This is a genomic window from Paenibacillus donghaensis (assembly GCF_002192415.1).
Classification (GTDB): domain Bacteria; phylum Bacillota; class Bacilli; order Paenibacillales; family Paenibacillaceae; genus Paenibacillus_AQ; species Paenibacillus_AQ donghaensis.
The window spans coordinates 8,322,628-8,340,971 of sequence record NZ_CP021780.1 but is presented as its reverse complement, the minus strand read 5'-3'; the positions used below and the strand labels follow the sequence as shown (position 1 = coordinate 8,340,971).

Annotated in this window: 16 protein-coding genes; 6 read left to right on the top strand and 10 right to left on the bottom strand. The window is 55.0% G+C overall.

Going from position 1 to position 18,344, the window contains the following annotated elements:
- Positions 1 to 88: 88 nt before the first annotated feature.
- Positions 89 to 1,918: a vWA domain-containing protein gene (locus B9T62_RS37655; protein ID WP_087919919.1), complete on the bottom strand. Its 1,830-nt coding sequence runs from the start codon at positions 1,916 to 1,918 to the stop codon at positions 89 to 91.
- 202 nt (positions 1,919 to 2,120) lie between these two features.
- Here B9T62_RS37655 and B9T62_RS39810 point away from each other — a divergent pair, with 202 nt between their 5' ends.
- Genes B9T62_RS39810 through B9T62_RS37645 form a run of 3 tightly spaced genes read left to right on the top strand, consistent with a single transcriptional unit; the run spans position 2,121 to position 5,119 of the window.
- The gene (locus tag B9T62_RS39810) at positions 2,121 to 2,270 is read left to right on the top strand and encodes a hypothetical protein (protein WP_157794170.1); all 150 of its coding nucleotides are present in this window, start codon (positions 2,121 to 2,123) and stop codon (positions 2,268 to 2,270) included.
- The gene (locus B9T62_RS37650; RefSeq protein WP_087919918.1) at positions 2,267 to 3,202 is read left to right on the top strand and encodes a hypothetical protein; all 936 of its coding nucleotides are present in this window, start codon (positions 2,267 to 2,269) and stop codon (positions 3,200 to 3,202) included. The genes B9T62_RS39810 and B9T62_RS37650 overlap by 4 nt, the downstream gene beginning before the upstream one ends.
- A 27-nt stretch (positions 3,203 to 3,229) precedes the next feature.
- On the top strand, positions 3,230 to 5,119 hold the full coding sequence (locus B9T62_RS37645; RefSeq protein WP_087919917.1) for a hypothetical protein: 1,890 nt from the start codon (positions 3,230 to 3,232) through the stop codon (positions 5,117 to 5,119).
- A 1,154-nt stretch (positions 5,120 to 6,273) separates the two neighbouring features.
- Here the strand turns inward: B9T62_RS37645 and B9T62_RS37635 are convergent.
- Both B9T62_RS37635 and B9T62_RS37630 read right to left on the bottom strand, forming a co-directional pair.
- Positions 6,274 to 7,209 carry an ADP-ribosylglycohydrolase family protein gene (locus B9T62_RS37635; protein WP_087919915.1) on the bottom strand — a complete coding sequence of 312 codons (936 nt, stop codon included), beginning with the start codon at positions 7,207 to 7,209 and terminating at the stop codon, positions 6,274 to 6,276.
- A gap of 31 nt (positions 7,210 to 7,240) precedes the next feature.
- On the bottom strand, positions 7,241 to 8,257 hold the full coding sequence (locus B9T62_RS37630; protein WP_087919914.1) for a Gfo/Idh/MocA family protein: 1,017 nt from the start codon (positions 8,255 to 8,257) through the stop codon (positions 7,241 to 7,243).
- 696 nt (positions 8,258 to 8,953) lie between these two features.
- On the opposite strand from B9T62_RS37630, the gene B9T62_RS37625 reads away from it, so the two are divergent.
- Positions 8,954 to 9,313 carry a hypothetical protein gene (locus B9T62_RS37625; RefSeq protein WP_087919913.1) on the top strand — a complete coding sequence of 120 codons (360 nt, stop codon included), beginning with the start codon at positions 8,954 to 8,956 and terminating at the stop codon, positions 9,311 to 9,313.
- Positions 9,314 to 9,450: 137 nt separating this feature from the next.
- On the opposite strand, the gene B9T62_RS37620 is transcribed toward B9T62_RS37625, so the two are convergent.
- The 7 genes from B9T62_RS37620 to B9T62_RS37590 form a co-directional block, all read right to left on the bottom strand.
- Positions 9,451 to 11,106 carry an MFS transporter gene (locus B9T62_RS37620; RefSeq protein WP_087919912.1) on the bottom strand — a complete coding sequence of 552 codons (1,656 nt, stop codon included), beginning with the start codon at positions 11,104 to 11,106 and terminating at the stop codon, positions 9,451 to 9,453.
- Positions 11,064 to 11,702: a cysteine hydrolase family protein gene (locus tag B9T62_RS37615; protein ID WP_087919911.1), complete on the bottom strand. Its 639-nt coding sequence runs from the start codon at positions 11,700 to 11,702 to the stop codon at positions 11,064 to 11,066. The genes B9T62_RS37620 and B9T62_RS37615 overlap by 43 nt, the downstream gene beginning before the upstream one ends.
- Before the next feature lie 31 nt (positions 11,703 to 11,733).
- Positions 11,734 to 12,768 carry an ABC transporter substrate-binding protein gene (locus B9T62_RS37610; RefSeq protein WP_087920579.1) on the bottom strand — a complete coding sequence of 345 codons (1,035 nt, stop codon included), beginning with the start codon at positions 12,766 to 12,768 and terminating at the stop codon, positions 11,734 to 11,736.
- A gap of 52 nt (positions 12,769 to 12,820) precedes the next feature.
- Positions 12,821 to 13,651 carry an ABC transporter permease gene (locus B9T62_RS37605; protein WP_169834541.1) on the bottom strand — a complete coding sequence of 277 codons (831 nt, stop codon included), beginning with the start codon at positions 13,649 to 13,651 and terminating at the stop codon, positions 12,821 to 12,823.
- A gap of 122 nt (positions 13,652 to 13,773) precedes the next feature.
- On the bottom strand, positions 13,774 to 14,562 hold the full coding sequence (locus B9T62_RS37600; protein ID WP_087919909.1) for an ABC transporter ATP-binding protein: 789 nt from the start codon (positions 14,560 to 14,562) through the stop codon (positions 13,774 to 13,776).
- Positions 14,563 to 14,694: 132 nt separating this feature from the next.
- The gene (locus B9T62_RS37595) at positions 14,695 to 15,078 is read right to left on the bottom strand and encodes a Na-translocating system protein MpsC family protein (RefSeq protein WP_245864268.1); all 384 of its coding nucleotides are present in this window, start codon (positions 15,076 to 15,078) and stop codon (positions 14,695 to 14,697) included.
- A gap of 225 nt (positions 15,079 to 15,303) precedes the next feature.
- The gene (locus B9T62_RS37590; RefSeq protein ID WP_087919908.1) at positions 15,304 to 16,026 is read right to left on the bottom strand and encodes a YceI family protein; all 723 of its coding nucleotides are present in this window, start codon (positions 16,024 to 16,026) and stop codon (positions 15,304 to 15,306) included.
- A 174-nt stretch (positions 16,027 to 16,200) separates the two neighbouring features.
- On the opposite strand from B9T62_RS37590, the gene B9T62_RS37585 reads away from it, so the two are divergent.
- Positions 16,201 to 16,884, top strand: a complete 684-nt coding sequence (locus B9T62_RS37585; RefSeq protein ID WP_087919907.1) for a response regulator transcription factor — start codon at positions 16,201 to 16,203, stop codon at positions 16,882 to 16,884.
- Complete coding sequence (locus tag B9T62_RS37580) at positions 16,872 to 18,308, top strand: HAMP domain-containing sensor histidine kinase (RefSeq protein ID WP_087919906.1); 1,437 nt, start codon at positions 16,872 to 16,874, stop codon at positions 18,306 to 18,308. Before B9T62_RS37585 ends, B9T62_RS37580 begins: the two co-directional genes overlap by 13 nt.
- Positions 18,309 to 18,344: the final 36 nt, after the last annotated feature.

The following is an 18,344-nucleotide window of genomic DNA, read 5'->3' as shown; positions in this document are numbered from 1 at the left end:
CTAGTTTTGTGAGCCATCCTCACTTCGTAAGCATAATCCTGGTTTTGTGAGCCATTCTCACTTCGTAAGCCTAAGCATGATTCTACTATTATACTAAATATTCCAATAGAATGGTTTTGTCTACCATTTGCAGTGCAACGGATACACGGTCGCCGCTCTTCAGCTCCAGCCCGCGCGAAACATCCGCCGCACGTCCGGACTTCTCAACGGTAATGCCTTCTCCGGCCCGCAGGTGCAGGCGGTCGTTTGAGGCCGGGGTAAAGACCAGCTTCTCGCTCTCCTTCAGCTCCGGTGCCAGCTGCAGCAATTGGTGCAGGGTGAACTTGCCCTTGAAGCCGGTCAGCTTCTTATACTGCGGGTAGGTTTTCTCGCCGGTATTGCCGTCTACTACCTCGACTACAATCTGCCCGGCAAATCCCTGGCCCGCTTTTTTGAGCCACAGGCCCAGCGCCACACCTGCCGCCGCCAGCAGTACAATCCCGCCGATGATGTAATAGAGCAGACCCGAGGATTTCTCTTCCTCTGCTCCGCTGTTCCCGGTTGTTGTACCGCCTGCGGTTGTCCCGCCGGTGCTTCCGCTCTTCGCGCTGATCTGGACCGGTTCACTTTCACGGTAGAAGCTGCTCTCCTCCGCACGGACCTTCAGCTCATAATCATGGCTGTCCTTAATCTCAAAATCAGCCTTGAACACTCCGCCGGTATTATCCATCTCAATCTCCTGAACCGTCCCGGTATCGACGTCAGTAGCGAGCAGTACCGCCTTCATATCTTCGTACAGATTGCTGAGAGTTACCTGAGCACCGCCGCTGAACAGGTGGGAGCTGACCTCCACCTTATCGCCTTTTTTGTAGGTTGCCGATGGCAGCGCGTCAATTTTCAGTTCCATATCATAGTTGAACACAAGATTAATATCTATTTTATCCTTCGCCACACCCTTGATCTGCAGCTTCCAATCTCCCTGTGAAGGCTTCAGCAGCTTAAGCAGACTGTAGGAGGAGGATTTCGAGAGCAGCACATCATTCGACGGAATCGCCACTTCCTTCCCGGACGGGTCAGTGAGCTTCGCGGTCACGGGCTGCGAGGACATAATCGAGATGTTCGCTTCCAGCACACTTGCATTCGGCACGTTCACTGTAACCTCCTGATAGCTGCCGTTCGCTGTGATCGACTGCACAGGTACTACCTTCAGCTTCAGATGGCTGGCAAAAATCTCACTAAGAATCTGCGGCAGATCATCGGCAGAATCCGTAGAAAAAGCCTTGCCCCCCGTTTGGCTCGACAGGTCGGCCAGACTCTGCTTGTTCAGTTTGCCATCGGCATTAAGACCAATGGTGTAGATGGGATAACCGTTCTGCTTGGCCGTTTCCACCGCTGTCTTCAGCTCCGCATCCGATTCGCTCTGCTTACGGCCGCTGGCATCGTTGAAGTCATTGTTGCCGTCGGCAAGCATGACAATGATCGGCTCATGCGCCGGATCACTGCCGCTCTGCAGCACCTTCACCGCTTCATCCATCCCGACGGCAATGTCGGTATAGGGTCCGCGGTCCAGTCCATCGATGAAATTCTTCAGATCTTCTTTATCCTGCGCAGAGTTAATCTGCAGCAGCGCCTTCTCCCGCTGGATCTTGTCGGTATAGGCTACAATACCAACCTTGTCTCCCTTGGTGGAGAGCATGTCTATGAACATCTTCATCGCCTCATTGGCGATCTTGTTCTTGTCGCTGTTCTTCATCGAGTTGCTGACATCAATCAGCAGCACCGCATCAATATGCGAAGATGCGGAAGCCGCCGGTGCCGCGCTTGACGCATACGCCCGCAGTGAAGGGGCAGCGGCAAGGCACAGAAAGAGCAGCAGGGCCGGAACAATACGCCATATAGCAGTTCTGGTAGTTAGCTTGCTTGGATATTTACGAAACATAGAAATGACTCCTCTTGTGTTATATTAGGCTCATATGGCAGGATCGGCTGTACAGCTAAATTCTGTAAATAGTATGCCATTATGATATAATTAAACCTTGTAAACTTCAACTTTAGGACTACCGGACTGGCAGGAAGTGCCAACTATTTTACGTTCAACAGACTCCGCAGATGCCAAATTTCCAAAAAGAAAGGATCGTTCCATGATTTCATACGTCATTCTCGGGCTTACGTTCCTATATGTCACGATTCAAATTATTGTTTATGCCTTGCGGCAGCGCAAGCCGCTCAGCCATGACGACATTCAAGAGAGGCTGCTGTCTGCTCTGAACGGGGGCGATCAGCGGCCATGAGCAAGAAGAAACCAGTCACCTTCCACCCCTTCAAGACTCCCCGTTATGCTTTTGACAAGCTGCGGATCTGCCGCCACTGCGGCCAATATACCATACTTGGCGAGGAGCGTTGCACCGCCTGCGCCAAGAACACACTGGTTCCGGTAGAGCAGCACGCCGTCTCCATCGCGGGTCGCAAGCAGCATACCCGCCTCCTGCTGGTTCTGCTGCTCACACTGGCCTCCGTCTATTTCGGCAGCACCCTGAACCAGATGCTGCTGTGCGGTGCCGGAGGGCTTGTGCTTGGCGCCTTGCTCTACTATACGCAGCGCAAGGTGCGCAAGAACGAGAACCTGCGCTCGCTGAACGAGCTGCTGGGCCGGGGCATCGACCACCTGCGGGACGGCCTGGAGGCCAACCGCAAGGAGGCCGTCTCCGTCCTGCGCGAGAACGATGTACTCGCCTACGAGAAGCTGCGTGAGGTGGGCATCCTCCTGCAGGGAGACCGGATTGCCAGGCAGCGCGTGGCCCTGCTGCACGGCTTCCAGCTTCGCCGGGACATGCAGCTGGAAGTGGAGGAGCTGCTGCTCAAGGATTTCGAGCCGCTGCTGGCCGAATACATCGGCGAGATCGCCAGAGTCCGGCCCGAGCTGATCAAGGAACGCACCCTCCAGTATGTGAAGACCTATGAGGTGCAGATTCTGCAGATGGACCAAGGATTGGACATTCTTGCCGGAGTAGCCGCCGCTGCCGTCCGCATGAAACGGTATGTGCTGCTCTATTCCGGCCTGATCGGAAGATATGTGCAGGATCTGCCCAAGGACCGCTTCCTGCGACTGTCCAGAATGGTCGCAGAACATCCGGAGGAGCAGTGGAACGGCCTGGAGGTCAAGCTCGCGGAAATGCGCGAGACCAAATACCACTGGGACCCCGATGTGCAATCGGATAATTAATGAGACTATGTGATGAGGCTACCCTATATGACGATCAAATCCTGGTTAACCCTGCGCAATTTTATGATTATTCTGTGTATTTTGATGATTGTCATGCTGGGAGAGCGTTCCCTGCGGATCGCCGGCAAAATCAAAGCCGTCGATGAAGCCGACCGCCTCTACGCGGCCGGTGACCTGATATCCGCCGAGGAACAATACCGGCTGGCTGCAGCCAACACGTCCATCCTATATATGGAAGAAAAAATATCCGCCCGGCTGGATGAGCTGTCTCCGCTCTCGGCCATCCGCAGAGACCTGGATACTTTGGTGAACCAAGCGAAGATACAGGCACAGTCCGGGGACTTCGACGGCATGATGCTGAGCTATGAGTCTCTGATCAGCCTGAAGGCGAAAGTTCTCAAGCCGGGGGATTCCAACCACGTCTATGAGCTGGAGCTGCTGGCCGCTTCGGGCATCTCCGATCAGTTGACTGCTTATCTCGGCCAGTTCCGTGAGCAGTTCCTCGCTGAGCTGGCGCAGACACCGGCAGATGCCACTGCTGAGGAGAGTGCCGCTGAGGCCAAATGGAAGCTGCTGCGGATTCCCGGCGATCTCTATGGAGGCGAAGCCGTCAAGCAAAAGCAGCTGGCCGCCAGCTTCAAGGCGCACGATACCGCCAAGCTGAAGCTGCTGGCCGCAGCGGGAAGTGTCGCGCCGCTGTTGGAGCAGGCCAAGGCGCTGACATCAGCTTACAGCAGCCATAGCTATGACGCACCTTGGGTAATGGACCAGACTGAAGGCAGCTACCAGCTGCTGCTGGATAAAGACCTGAAGCGTGATACCTTGACAGCTTTCATAGAGCATGCCGCCGCTTACCGCAGCTTCATCCTCTCGACAGGTCTCCATTCTGCCAAGGTATCGCCGTTTATCGAGAAGCAGAGAGTGAAGCTGATGGCTCGCGGAGAGCGGCTTGTCCGCACCGGTGACTATGTCAGAGCCATTCAGCTGTATGCGGAGCTGGACCTGCTGCAGGACACCAGCGCCGAGTCGGAGGCGGCTAATCTGGCCTGGAACGTAGCCGAACCGGTGCGCCTGCTCCCTGGAGGCGAGGAACCAGGCCGGTACGGCTACTCGATTTCCGCTGCGGGAAGCAGCGGCACGCGGGTAATGGCAGCCGGCGTGGATAGCAGCGGGGTGCTGTATTATGCCGCGCAAGGCGACAACGGCAGCGTGCTTACGCTGCCGGGCGAGCCGGTGCCCGCCTACGAAGGGCTGCGCGGCCTGGTCTGGGACGGCCGGCTGGGAGCCGCCTCGGGCGTGCCGGTGGTTGTGGCCGAGTCCGGCAGCGGCAGCGGCCGTACGGTGTTCTCGGCCTATGAGATGCGGCCGGAGGGGATGACGCGGCTGTTCTCTTTTGCCGGAGATGCCTATGAGCTGCTGGATGATGAATCCATCCAGGTGACGAATGCCGACCCCGGCTTTGTTGAAGGTTTGGATGGCGCTGCTGCTGGCAGCGGGCAGACCGCGCTCTACCGCAAGGTCAGCGGAGTCTACCAGTTCGCCGAAATATTGCAGCAGTATACATCAATCAACGCTGTAGAACTGGAGTCCCGGCCTTTCCAGAATATCTCGCTAAACTGTGAGATTGCTGAAGACAGCAACGGCAGAACCATCGGTTACTGCGACGGACGTTATCTCTCCTTGCAGGGACAAACAGAAGGCGCCACAGGCAATAGTGTAATCAGCGGCCAGTATCAGTACGGCAGCGACTACATTATCACTGAAGCCGGGGAGCAATATGTACCAATATTTGTAGTAGACAGTATAGAGAGCCTTGGCTCAGGGACTGTAAATGAAACTGAACTTGATGCTGAAGCGGATGCTGGCGTTGACAATGCGGCCGGAGCGGAGATCGACACCGATGCGGGTGGACAATAAACGCCAACGCAACACAAAGACGGCTGCTCGCCCTTTCGGGGCTTGTGGCCGTCTTTTTTGTATACTGTCTGCCAGGGTTGATGAGGGTGAGCGGCGAGTGTGGTCGTCGGCGATGGCGGTGAGCGGTAGCTTGCAGGCGCATAAGTAGGAGCATTTATGGGATATATCCCTTATTTCGTTCCACATTGGCTCACGAACGCAGAATTTATGGGATTTATCCCTTATCTTCCTCCACATTGGCTCGCGAACGCAGAATTTATGGGATTTATCCCTTATTTTCCTTCACATTGGCTCACGAACGCAACATTCACGGGATATATCCCTTATTTTCCTCCACATTGGCTCGCGAACGCAGAATTTATGGGATTTATCCCTTATTTTCCTCCACATTGGCTCGCGAGGGTTTCTCTTCAAGTAAATAGATATAAATCAGCACTTAATTCTGCCCTTTTGTTGGAATATAAAGAAATAAGTGTCAAAAGTGCAACTAAATCCATACTCGGAGGGGTTTACACTCAAATGGGCTGGATTAGTTGCAGTTTTGGTTACTACTTAGGACCCGGTTTTTTCCCAAAAGATAAGAATTTATATGCTTCGCGCAATGAATGCCCCTTATCTTTCTCGCTGATACGCCCCGTCCTATAAAAGGACGGCGTAGCCGTTTCCACTTGTATAGATTTGAGCGTTCTAAGTCCAAACACGTAGGTGGCTATGGGGAAAATCTACCGTTAACTCCCAGCTAGTGTTTGGTTTTCATGTCATATAGGGAAAGTTACCACTAAATTGGCTTTCGAGGGCATTATGAAGCGGATAGCACGTAATTAGCGGTAGAAACTCCCTATAACCCCATCGAATCCCCATTCTGAGACCAACTAGCGGTAGATTTTCCCTATCATTCTTCGTTGGGCCTAAGTAGTAACCCGTTTTGCAATTAATTAGTTGAAAGCTCTGCAATAGGCGGAATTTAGTTGCACTTTTGCACTTAACAGATAGGCTGGACGCTCGCGATGTTCAGAAATCTATGGCTATTGAGGACCCCACTTCATGCTGAAGTCTTAAAGTGCTCAGTGCTGAAGATCCTGCACCAACAAGTTAGAACGAATGCGATATTTATAGAATTTACCTCTTATTGATCTCCACTCTTCGTACCCGCTCTATACTCTCACCCCATCTGCCCGCTCTGCATACAAGCGGACCGCGTAATTCTCGATTAGCTCCCGCATCGCCAGCTTCTCTCTCCATGAGGCCGGCAGGCCGTCGAGACCATAATAGGCTCCTGCGATCTGGCCGTACACCGCGCCGGTGGTATCAGCATCGTCTCCCAGATTCACGGCAAGCAGCGCTCCCTCCTCAAAGCTGGAGGAATTGTGGAACGCCCACAGCGCCGCCTCCAGCGACTTCACCACATAACCGGAGCCTTGAATCTCCGGCGGCTGCTTCAGCTTGTAGGAGCCATGCTTAATGCTCAGGATGCCGGGCGCAAGCCCATCCTCCTGAAGCCACTCGCTGAAAGCCTGCGGCTCCAGCATCTCGAGCTTGCTCCAGCCGTGCAGCGCGGCCAGCAGATAGGCCCCCATCAGCCGGCAGGCATCCAGGCACTCCCTGGCGGCATGCGTCGTTCTGGAGCTGCTTACCGCATAGTCCAGCGCCGCTGCCGGGTCTGCAGCATAGAACATCACTGCCGGGGCCAGCCGCATGATCGAGCCGTTCCCGGCGGCGCGGGGGTCCTGCGAACCGCTGAAGGCTTCGCCGCTGGACTCATAATGCTGCAGCGCCGCTTGCGTAGAGTTGCCGATATCGAAGCAGGTGCCCGTGCTGCTGAGATAACCCGCACGGAACCATTTCACATAACGGTCCATCTGGTCAGCCGGATCGAACCCCTGCCTGGTAAGCAAACTATCTGCCAGGCAGAGGGCCATGGACGTATCGTCAGTCCACTGTCCAGGCTGCAGCCCGAACACACCTCCGCCCACTATATCTTCAACCGGCACAAAAGTGCCGGGGGCCTGGAACTCGACTGTCGTGCCAAGGGCATCGCCAAGTGCCAAGCCGCTTAAGCAGCCCTGGTAACGGTTGATGTCAAGTGTCATGTTCTGCCTCCTGCTTTGATTTGTCGATAGGTTAGTGCTGCTTAAGCTCTGCTTCACCCGGATAGACCAGCCCCCATTGCCCCCGCACCCGGTCAAGCAGCTTCAGGATGGCAACCGACTCGTCCAAGGTGATAACCGGACTTTCGGTCAGTCCCGCTTCCAGACACCGGCCGACTTCTTCCGCTTCGTACGCATAGCCAATCGACTCTCGTTGTTCCTCGAAGGTCTCTGTCACCCCGTCTGCGGAATGCAGCACAGCCTTGGTCGGATTCACCAATGTACCCGGCACCATAATATGACCTTCCGTGCCAAAAATATAAGCCTCATTCAGCAGATTTAACCGCACTCCCCCGTTGATTGAAGCCGTTACACCTCCGCCGTAGCTTAACAACAGCGAGAAATGCTCGTCCACTCCGGTCTCACCGATATGCACAGTGCTGTGAATCTGCTCCGGATGAGGACCCAGCACCATAGAGGCGAATGATATAGGGTAGATGCCGACGTCAAGCAGCGCTCCCCCGCCCAGCTTCGGATTCAGAAGCCGGCCTTCGGGATTCCAATCGGCGCGGAAGCCGAGATCAGCCTTGACCAGACGCACCTCGCCGATCCGCCCGGCGGCAATCCACTCACGCACTTTGGCAATTGCGGGGATAAAGCGGCTCCACATCGCCTCCATCAGGAACAGTTTATTGTGCTTGGCATATGCGGCGATCTCCTCCAGCTCTGCGCTGTTGACGGTGAACGGCTTCTCACATAGAACGGCCTTGCCGGCGCGCAGCGCGAGCAGCGCATTGTCCTTGTGCAGCGGGTGCGGGGTCCCGATATAGACGGCATCGACCTCCGGGTCGTTCACCAGCTCCTCATAAGTGGCATAAGCAACCGGAACTCCGTGGTCAGTGGCGAACTTCTCCGCACTTTCCAGACTGCGCGATCCCACTGCATAAGCAACACCATTCGCCGCATGGGCCAGGTCTGTTACGAACTGATGCGAAATCCAGCCGGTGCCGAGAACCCCCCATTTTACCTTGTAAGCGTTATCCGTTGTCATGAACAGTCTCCTCTCCCTTTGTGGGCTTTGTCCTTTAGATTCTACCAAACGTTCCCTCACCAGAACAACCCGGGCGCGTTCCCGCCGTAATAAATAACCACCTTGATTCATTAAAAAATAAAACACCAGCACAGCTGGCGATCCCGGATAGGTGATGTTTATTCAAGATCCGTGACCGCCTGTTCCTGCAGTGCTGACAAGTTACTCTATACTCCTAGATAGATGCGAATGTTGTTACTACTTAGGCCAGCGAGTATTTAGAATGTTGCCGTGGTGCGTTCGGAGCAAATAGATGCGAAAGTGCACTTAATTTCAGCCAGATCGTTAACCAGCGGGTGATTAGATGCGAATCTGCAACTAATTTTGAGTAAATTGGGCCTAGGACGCTCAAAACTAGAAATTAAGTGCCTTTTTACATCTATTTCCTCCAATACGCAAAAAATCCGCCAAATAGATGCACTATCGCAACTAAATCACAATGGTTCGAACTTAGCTAATCCCTCTACGAAGATTAAAGAAAACATGATTGGGAGCGTGCCGTTAAGCTTGGAAAAGCAAGACTACTCTTACATGGAATGTTGCTATAACATAGAGTTACGCACCTTTTTTTGTGGGTATGGTTGCTCGACACTTCCATGGCGCTAACCGAGCGAGGTGTTTTTTTGGTAAACATGTACAATCACACGAGGTGAAGAGATGCAGTGTTTTATAGGAATTGTTCCGCCGCAGGATTACAAAGAATCGATCATCCACTTTCAAAATCAGTGGTCAAGCAATCAGCTTCCGCAGGTATGGTTCGCTTTGTTAGATAGTGGCGTTCTGAATGCTATTAAGCATCATGATATTTACGAACCCATCATCAAATTATTTGAAAGAGGCGGGGGACAAATCAGTATTCATCATCATGAATTGGTCGGAGGCTTCGGTGCGTTTCCTCGGACTATTTCTGCCGGAAGAGGAGACATGGGACAATTCGACATTAGCGATCAAGCCCTTCAACAAATAAGAGCCCCGATTGAATTGCATCATCAGGACCCTCTGAGCTCTACTTTATAACTTTGCTATTAATTACCTATCCTCTGGATCTAAGCAGCAACCTAAATTTAAAGTAAAATAGTTCTGCAGTGCAGCTGCATTCAGACGGTACCGCAATACGTTTATAATGCAGCTTTTTCTTCGCTTTGTTTAACAGCTCACACATCCCGATTCGCCGGAGACAACGGACGACGCCCGGCTTCTGCGGCATTGCCGTTACGGCGCAGCGCATGCACCAGCCAGCCCCATGAGAGGGCTACCCCGGCCGCACAGACCACAAATACAGCCATGGTACCGCCGCCCGTGCCCGCCATTCCACCTGCCAGCATCATCCCGCCTGCGGCTGTGCCGAACATCATGCCGATGTTGCGGGACAAGGCCAGCAGACTGCTGACTCTGCCTAGGCTGGCCTGCGGGGCCAGCCCCATCACGATACTGGTATTGGGTGAGGTAATCATGCCCATCGAGCAACCCAGCAGCACGATGGGCACAACCATGGCCTCCTGGCCAAGCGCCTGGCCGAAGAAGCCAAGGCAGAGCAGCGTCGCGCTCATCAGCAGCAGTCCTGCGGACAATATGCCCAGCGGCCCTTTCCGGTCGGCAATCCCGCCGCTGAGCGGTGCGGTCAAGACCAGCGCCAGCGGGTAGCCGATCATGACCAGGCCCACCCAGGCAGGCGGCGCGCCGGCCAGACGCAAGAACACAGGCAGGGCCAGCTGAGCGGTAAACGCAGCCATGTAAGTAACAACCGTAACCACGATCCCGGCCTGAATACGTTGGTCTGCGAATAGATCTGCATCAGTCACACTACGCCTTCTATCGCCCAGTTGCCCTGCACTACTCTCGTTCCCTTCTCCATCACCTGCTAAACGTTCCCTATCAGCCACGCCACGTTCACCAATACTCAGTCTCTTTCCAGCAGTATCCAGCCCCCAGCTACCACTATCCCGCCCCCGCTCACGATAATCAGGCTGCGGCCCGCCAGCCGCCTTCTCCCGGACCTGCCTGCCAGCCTTCCGGCGGAACGTCCAGATCCAGGCGGCAATCACTGCCGGGACCAGCAGCAGCAGGAGAACGGGCAGGCTCCGGAAGGAGGTTCGGCCCCCCAGATCGACGGCCACCATCAGCGAAGACAGTCCGGCCGCGAATACAAGTGTCCGTCCGAGCTCAAGTCTGCCTCCGGCTGTCTCCCGGTCTGCGGGAATGATCCGCTGAGCCAGCGCGCCGGCAGCGGCGGCGATAACGGCCAGCAGCCAGAAGTTGCTCTGCCAGGAGAACCACTGAATCAGGAAGCCGCCCACCCCCGGCCCGGCCATCGAACCGGCAGCCACGAAGGTGCTCATCAACCCAAGCGCACGCCCCCGCTGCTCTTGCGGGAACAGCGAGACGATCAGCGCCATGTTGGTCGCTTGATACATAGAGGCCCCGATGCCTTGAAGGACGCGGAAGCCCAGCAGCATCAGTGCATTCGGAGCCAGCGCGCAGCCGAGCGCCCCGGCGGCAAAAGCGAACAAACCCAGGTTATGGATTCTCCGCCTGCCCAGCATATCACCCAATCGGCCCATCACAGGCAGCAGCACGGAGATAACCAGCAGGTAGATGCTGACCACCCACTGCACAGAAGCCACAGGCATGGCCAGATCCGCGGAGATATCCACCAGCGCAATATTGAACATCCCTGCCGACAGATTGGATAGGAATGCACCCAGGCAGATGACCAGCTTCACGGCGGTACGGTTGATTCGTGGTTCAGGAGCCAAACCGTCCAGGCTCATAATATCTCTTGAAGAGCCGCCTGTTTGCGCATCCTCCATTGCTGCTGAATCGCCTCGGCAGAGGCTACCGCTCCGAAGTAGCCCTGCATATTCTCCAGTGTCATCTCATGCGCAGCCCGTGAGTAGGATGCGCAGGCATCCTCAACCATCACAATATGGTAATCGAGCATAAAGCCGTCCCGGGCAGTAGATTCCACACATACGTTAGTGCTTACACCAGTCATAATCAGCGTCTCGGTACGCAGCGAGCGAAGCACGGAATCCAGCCGAGTGTTAATAAAAGCACTATACCGGTGCTTGTGGACCACAATATCCTCCGGCAGCGGCGATACCTCATAGAACTCGGCACCCCAGCTTCCCTTGCGGCACACCCCCAGCGAGCGGCTGCCTGAACGCGAGGACCACACCTCAGAATCTGTAGCCTGTTCATGATAAGTCTGTATAAAAATCACCGGTACCCCATGCACTCTCGCCGCCTCAATCAGCCCATGCAGCTGTGGCATCATCTCTCCGACCGCTGAGACATCATTCCCGCCTGAGGCCAAGGCCCCGTCCGGATGGCAGTAATCGTTCTGCACATCCACTACAATCAAGGCTGCCCGTCCGGGCATCCATAGCTCTGTGTTCCATTCCATCCTCATTTCTCCTCCTTGTCAGGCGCAAGCCTTATTTCGCAGTCTTGTTCACAAACTGCATATCCACCAAATCATCGTACGTGTATTCGGCTTTATAGATCCCCGTCTTGATCATGACGTCCATGTCCTTATCAAGCGCCTCTTCCGATATCTGGCCGTCAGGGCTCCACAGCAGATCCTCATAAGCCCGGTCCAGCGAAGCCTCAGCCGCTTGATCAGACAACGTCGGGAATTCTGCCTTCAGCACTTCCATCGCCAGCGTACGGTCCTCTTTGATCGCCTTCAGCGCCTTGACCAGCGCATTGACCACTTTCTGCACCGTCTCCGGATCTTTGTCAATCGTCGATTGTTTCACGCCAAGCACCGAATAGGCATAATCGCCAAGGTCATGGAATTTATAAAATGGCTCGTCCCACACACCTTTGCCCATCCCGTCGCTGATCTGCGGCTCCGCACCGTTCGCCACCTCGGCCGCGCCTTGCTGAACCATTGCTACCACAGTCGAACCATCCGCTGGCTCCAGCAGCCGGACATCCTTCTGCGGATCAAGTCCCAGTTCCAGCAGCAGGTATTGAGTCAGCAGGTTCGGGGTTCCGCCGTGGCGGCCTGCATTGATTTTTTTGCCTGCCAGGAAGGCCTTCAGCTCATCCTTGGTGCTGCCCGCAGGAGCGGTCCCCTTGGCAGCCATCAGATAGACGTTGGCCCGGTTAACCACATTGCCCACAGCAATAATGGGGTCCGAGTTATTAATATTGGCGAGCGCGTTCGATTCGGGACCACCGATTACGCCCCAAGCATCCCCGCTGACCACGGAAGCCACATGCGCGCCGCCCGCTGCCTGCAGCATCTCGACTTCAAGACCCTCTTCCTTGAAATAACCCTCCCTCTGAGCCGTATACAGTGGCAGATATCCGGCATAATGCAGCGGCTCGGCGATCACAAGCTTCTTCAGCTTGCCGCTGCCCGCAGCCTCAGCTTCCGTCCCGCTCTTGCCGCCGCAAGCCGAGAGCAGCACTAGCAGGGCCAGAACAAGCAGCAGGTTAAGCGAACAATACTTAGGTCTCATCATCAATGGAATCTCCCCTTTAATTGTAGTCACTTACAGATGGTTGCCGCTCTTACGCCTTCTTCATCCCATACCCCTTGGACAGCCATTTCTCCAGCAGCACCACGCCCATATACATCACCATCGACAACACCGAGAGCACAACCACGCCAACCCACACCAGATTGATGTCCAGGATCGTCCCGGCATAAATGACCATCCGTCCGATGCCATGGCTGGAAGCGATGAACTCCCCCACGATCGCCCCTGCCAGCGAAAGGGCAATATTGATCCGCAGGCTGCTGATCATCCACGGCATTGCCCACGGAATGACTACTTTGGTAAAGACCTGGCGGCGTTTCGCCCCCAGCGAATACATCAGCTTCTCCATGTCCTTGTCCACACTCTGCACTCCACTCTGGGCGGATAGGGCCGCGACCACCACCGTCATGGCAAAAGCCAGCGCCACCTTGGAGAAGAATCCGATACCCAGCAGAATGACCAACACCGGAGCCAGTGCCAGCTTCGGCATCGCGTTCAGCAAGATCAGGAACGGCTCGCTGATTCCAGCGAATTTGCGCGACCACCAGAAGGACAGTCCCAGCAGCGAACCCAGCAGGGTTCCGCCGACAAACCCGAGAATGGTCGAGCCGGAGGTATAGGCGATATCCACCAGCAGCGTGCCTTCCACCATCTGTGTCCAGGTAGTCTGCAGAATCCGCAGCGGACTGCTCCAATAATAAGAGTCCATCCAGCCGATGCGGGTAAACAGCTCCCAGCACAGCACGATCAGCAGCCCTATACCAAGCCTGCCCCAGCCAATCAGCCTGCGCACACGGCGCTCGGCTGCTTCTTCGTCCAGAATAACCGGCTCAACTCTCCTTCTCTCGGCCTTGGCCTGCACCGTTCCGGCTGCTCCGTGAGCTTGAATCACATACCCTTTGCCCTGTACTGTTTCCACTTGATGATCTCCTCCTTGATTTCATTGTCGTCCTCTTCGGTTTCGTTAACCGGCAGGAAGTTCTCTCAGGAAATATGCGCAGCCTCTTCCGCAGGGCTGCCACTGGACAGCAGATCGAGCAGATGATGCTTCAGCTCCATAAAGGAGGCGGATACGGTGTCTTCCTTATGCCTTGGCCGGGCCATGTTCACCGAGATTCTGGAGATGATCCTCCCCGGACGCCCGGAGAAGACGTAAATGTCATCCGACAGATAAATTGCCTCATCGATATCATGGGTGACAAACAGCACCGTCTTGCGGAAGTCCGACCAGATCTCCAGCAGCCAATTCTGCATCGTCAGGCGCGTCTGGGCATCCAGCGCCCCAAATGGCTCGTCTAGCAGGATAATATCGCGGTCATACAGCAGGGTGCGCAGCAGTGCGGCGCGCTGCCGCATACCGCCGGACAGCTCGGCCGGATAATGGCCGCCGAAGCCCTTCAGCCCGTAGTTGTCCATCAGCGGCTGCGCCCGTGCCACCGCCTCCTTGCGCGGCACACCGCGGATCTCCATCCCGAGAATGATGTTGTCGAGAATCGTCCGCCACGGGAGCAGCATGTCCTTTTGCAGCATATAGCCCACATGTCCGGTCTTCCCGGCAATATCCTCGCCATCGGCCAGAATCCGTCCGGTGGACGGCGGGATCAGTCCGGCAATAATATTGAACAGCGTGGATTTGCCGCAGCCGCTGGGGCCAATAATGCTGACGAATCTGCCTTCTTCGATCAACAGGTCGGTTTCCTCCATCGCCTTTACTTCCTGGCCCGCCTTGCGGAACCATTTGCTGACCCCGTTAATTTCAATTTTGGTCGTCATCGCAATTCACCCTTTCATCGAAATTTAGAATTCCAGAAGCTACTGCTTCTATTTCACATAAAAAAAGTCGCCAGCTTTAGACACCAGCCCAAGGCTAATGTCTGAAAACTGACGACAGGCCGGCTCTCCTCTTCAGAGTTCCAACGTTACGTTCAGGTACTGCTCCAGGTCCTTCTCCAAAATTATGATCGTACCGGAATATTCGGTCTCCACATCATAATCTTTCAGCACGGCCCTGATATTCACTTGAAATTCATCTTCGAATGCGCGTTTGATCTCCTGCTTGAATACCTCATGCAGCACCAGATTGATCTGGCGGCTTGCGGAGGCATCATGCTCATCCAGCACCTTGAGTACAGGGACACGGCTATTGATGGACAATATAATAATCTTGTTCCCGGCAAAATCAACCTTCTGTTGCTTCACACCGGCATTAAACAGCTTCTTGTTAATCTCATTATAAATCCGCAAAATGTCTTGTTTCCATTGTCCTACGGAAGCGATCAGGCTGATCACCCCTTTACACCGTTTAACAGCCAGCAGATTCCTGCAGGTTACCTGCCACTTATCAATTATTATAGGCAAATCGAGAGAGTTGTCAATCATAAATGTAAGATTACATTACATATTTTCAGATAATGTCGTATTTTGCGTGATATAACATGACATATGTTAATCCAAACAACAGAAACTCTTCCAGGCGCCCGCAGGCATGCTGAAAGAGTTTCTGTAAGAAACGGTTTATTTGCTTAACACAAGCTCCAGCCGCACTTCAAGCTCATTTTCGGTTTCCACTACGACATTATGCGGATTGGTCAAGCCGAAATCAGAGAAGGCTACCTTCGTTGTTCCCGACAGCATCAGCTGTCCGCCGCTGTAAGCCGCCTGGGTCTGGAAGGTTACATCCTTCTCGATCCCTTTGACAGTCAGCGTACCCTGCATCTCTACCGGCACTGCGGTTCCTTCGGTCCATTCCGCCGGAAGCTCGGAGAAGGATTTCACTACGAAGGAGGACTGAGGATGCGCCGCAGCATCGAGGAAATCAGCCGCCTTCACATGCTCGTCCCGTTTCGCATTCCCGGAATCCAGCACGCTCATGTCCACGGTTCCTTCACCGGCCATCGCCGTGGCATCGTCAAGGTTCACGGCCCACTTGCCTTCTACGGCATCATCCACGAAATTAACGGTCTCCTGTGAAGTGGTTACGGACCAATATACTTTTGAAGCGTCTGCTATCGTCCAGTCGCCGTTTAATTGCTCTGCTGTAATGGCCTCTCCTGCCGCTGCAGTGCCTGCGTTATTGCCGGCCGCGGCTGATCCCGCAGCGGTTCCTTGCTCCTGTGCAGGAATCACGGACTCAATGTCAACATTATTGCCCATAGATTTGTTCAGGAAGGTATATCCTGAAATCACTCCTACAATAATTACTCCAGCCACAATCATGACTATCGTCTTCTTCTTCATCGTGTTTCCTCCATCCTAATTTCTGTATATTATGTCTGGCTCGTTCCTCATTCTAGCAAAGCAATATGTCGGGAAGAAGTCGAAGCAAGACAGGCCCGGTTATGTTAAAATTGTCGTACTTTCCAGCATCCACACAGGATCTTGCTGAACCTACTTACTATATAGGAGGCACCCATGACGAAATCCATTCTGATCGTTGAAGATGAAGAGGCGATTTCCAGAGTTCTCAGTGCTTATCTGAGAAAAGCAGGCTTCCAGGTGACACGCGTGGCCGACGGCAAGGCGGCCCTGGAAGCCTTCGACCTGGCTCCCCCCTCTCTCATTCTGCTTGATATTATGCTGCCGAATATGGACGGCTTCGAGCTGCTGGCGCTCATCCGCGAGAAGAGCAGCTGCCCGGTCATTATGCTGACGGCCAGGGACGGCATCGGTGACCGGCTGGCTGGTCTGGACGGCGGCGCCGATGACTATATGGCCAAGCCATTTATTCCCGAGGAAGTGGTTGCCCGGGTCAATGCCGTGCTGCGCCGACCTTCCCAATGGTCGGACGGCAGCCGTAAACGCCATTTCGGCAGCCTGCTGATCGATTATACAGCGCGTTCGGTATTCCTGAACGGGGCCGAGGTTAATCTAAGTCCACGTGATATGTCGGTGCTGCTGTTCCTCGCCGAACGCCCGAACCAGATCTGCACCCGCGACCAGCTGATTGAGCGGGTCTGGGAGATGGACTATGACGGCAGCGACCGGGCTGTGGATCTGTCCATCAAACGGCTGCGCCAGGCGCTGACCCACTGGCCGGTCAGCGAAGGCGAAATCCGCACACTGCGGGGAACGGGGTATCAGCTATGGACCCGTTGAAACAGAGCGGACGCCCGCACCGCACCTCCATCCTCTTCTACTGGACGGTCCGTTATTTGCTGATCATCAGCATCGGGCTGCTGCTGGTAGGTCTGGTTACCTTCTGGTGGATCAGACAGGAAGCGATGGACAATCGGATGCAGACGACAGCACTGCTGGCACAGGAGATTGCCGACCGGAGCATCAGCAGCAGCGAAGGTCTGGAAGCCATCCGGATTGAACCCAATCTGGAGAAGCTGATCGAGGACCGCAAGCGCTTCTTCAAATTGACCGCCCAGATGTGCGTTATTATTCTGGACAGCGACGGACAGCTGCTGCTCTCCGTCCCTCCGCTTTCTGATCAAGAGGTGAGAATGAAGCTGAACGACCAGCTGGACGATTCCCGCAGCCCGGAGTATAAAGGCGCCACCGCCCTCATCGAAGGGGACAGCGGACCGCTTGGACAGGTAATTGTGCTGCAATCCAAACGGGCGCTGCAGCATATTCCGCTTGAAGAAATGCTTTTCTTCTCCATTCTGCTGCTGTTCCTGATCGCCCTCAGCTGGCTGACGATCTATCTGCTCTCCCGCAAGCTGGCGAAGCCGGTACAGCGGGTCGCCGCTGCCGCCGCCCAGATCAGCAGCGGACAATACGATATCACACTGGATAAAAGCGCCAAGGAACGGGAGATCCACGAGCTGATTGTGTCGTTCGAGGAGATGGCCGCCAAGCTGAAGTTATTCGAGCAATCCAGGGCTGTCATGCTAGCCGGAGTCTCCCATGAGCTGAAGACGCCGGTCACTTCCATTAAAGGGCTGGTGCACGCCGTCCGTGAAGGCGTAGTAGAGGGTGAGGAAGCCGATGAATTTCTGGACATCGCCTTGCTTGAAGCGGGCAGGCTGCAGCGGATGGTCGCCGATCTGCTGGATTACAATGCCCTCGCTGCCGGAATTGTCAACGTCCGGCATGACAAGCTGGCTGCGGTTCCACTGATCTCGGAAATCGTCTACCAGTGGAAGCTGACCCAGAGCGATGCCGTCCGGGAGCCGCTGCTGCTGCTGCCGCAGAAGCCTGTATTTCTGCGTGGCGATCCGCTGCGCATTCAGCAGATTATTGTCAATCTGCTGAATAACAGCGTACAGGCACAAGCAGCAGGCTGCAGTGTAGAGCTGAAGCTTGAACTGGTTGCAAGCTCAGAGCATCCTGAATTTGCCGTTATCCGGGTATCGGATAACGGTCCCGGCATCTCGCCCGAGCAGGCGGAGCTGGTCTTCGAGGCCTTCTTCCGCGGCAGCAAGCAGACGAGCACGCTGCGCGGCCTGGGCCTTGGTCTAACTTTCAGCCGTCTGCTGGCAGAGGCGATGGGCGGCAGCCTGCTGCTGGACAGCAGGGTGAAGCAGGGCTGCACCTTTGTGCTGTCCCTGCCGCTTGACAGGGCGAGGTAGTCCAAAGCGGAAAACACATGGTATAATCACTTGCAT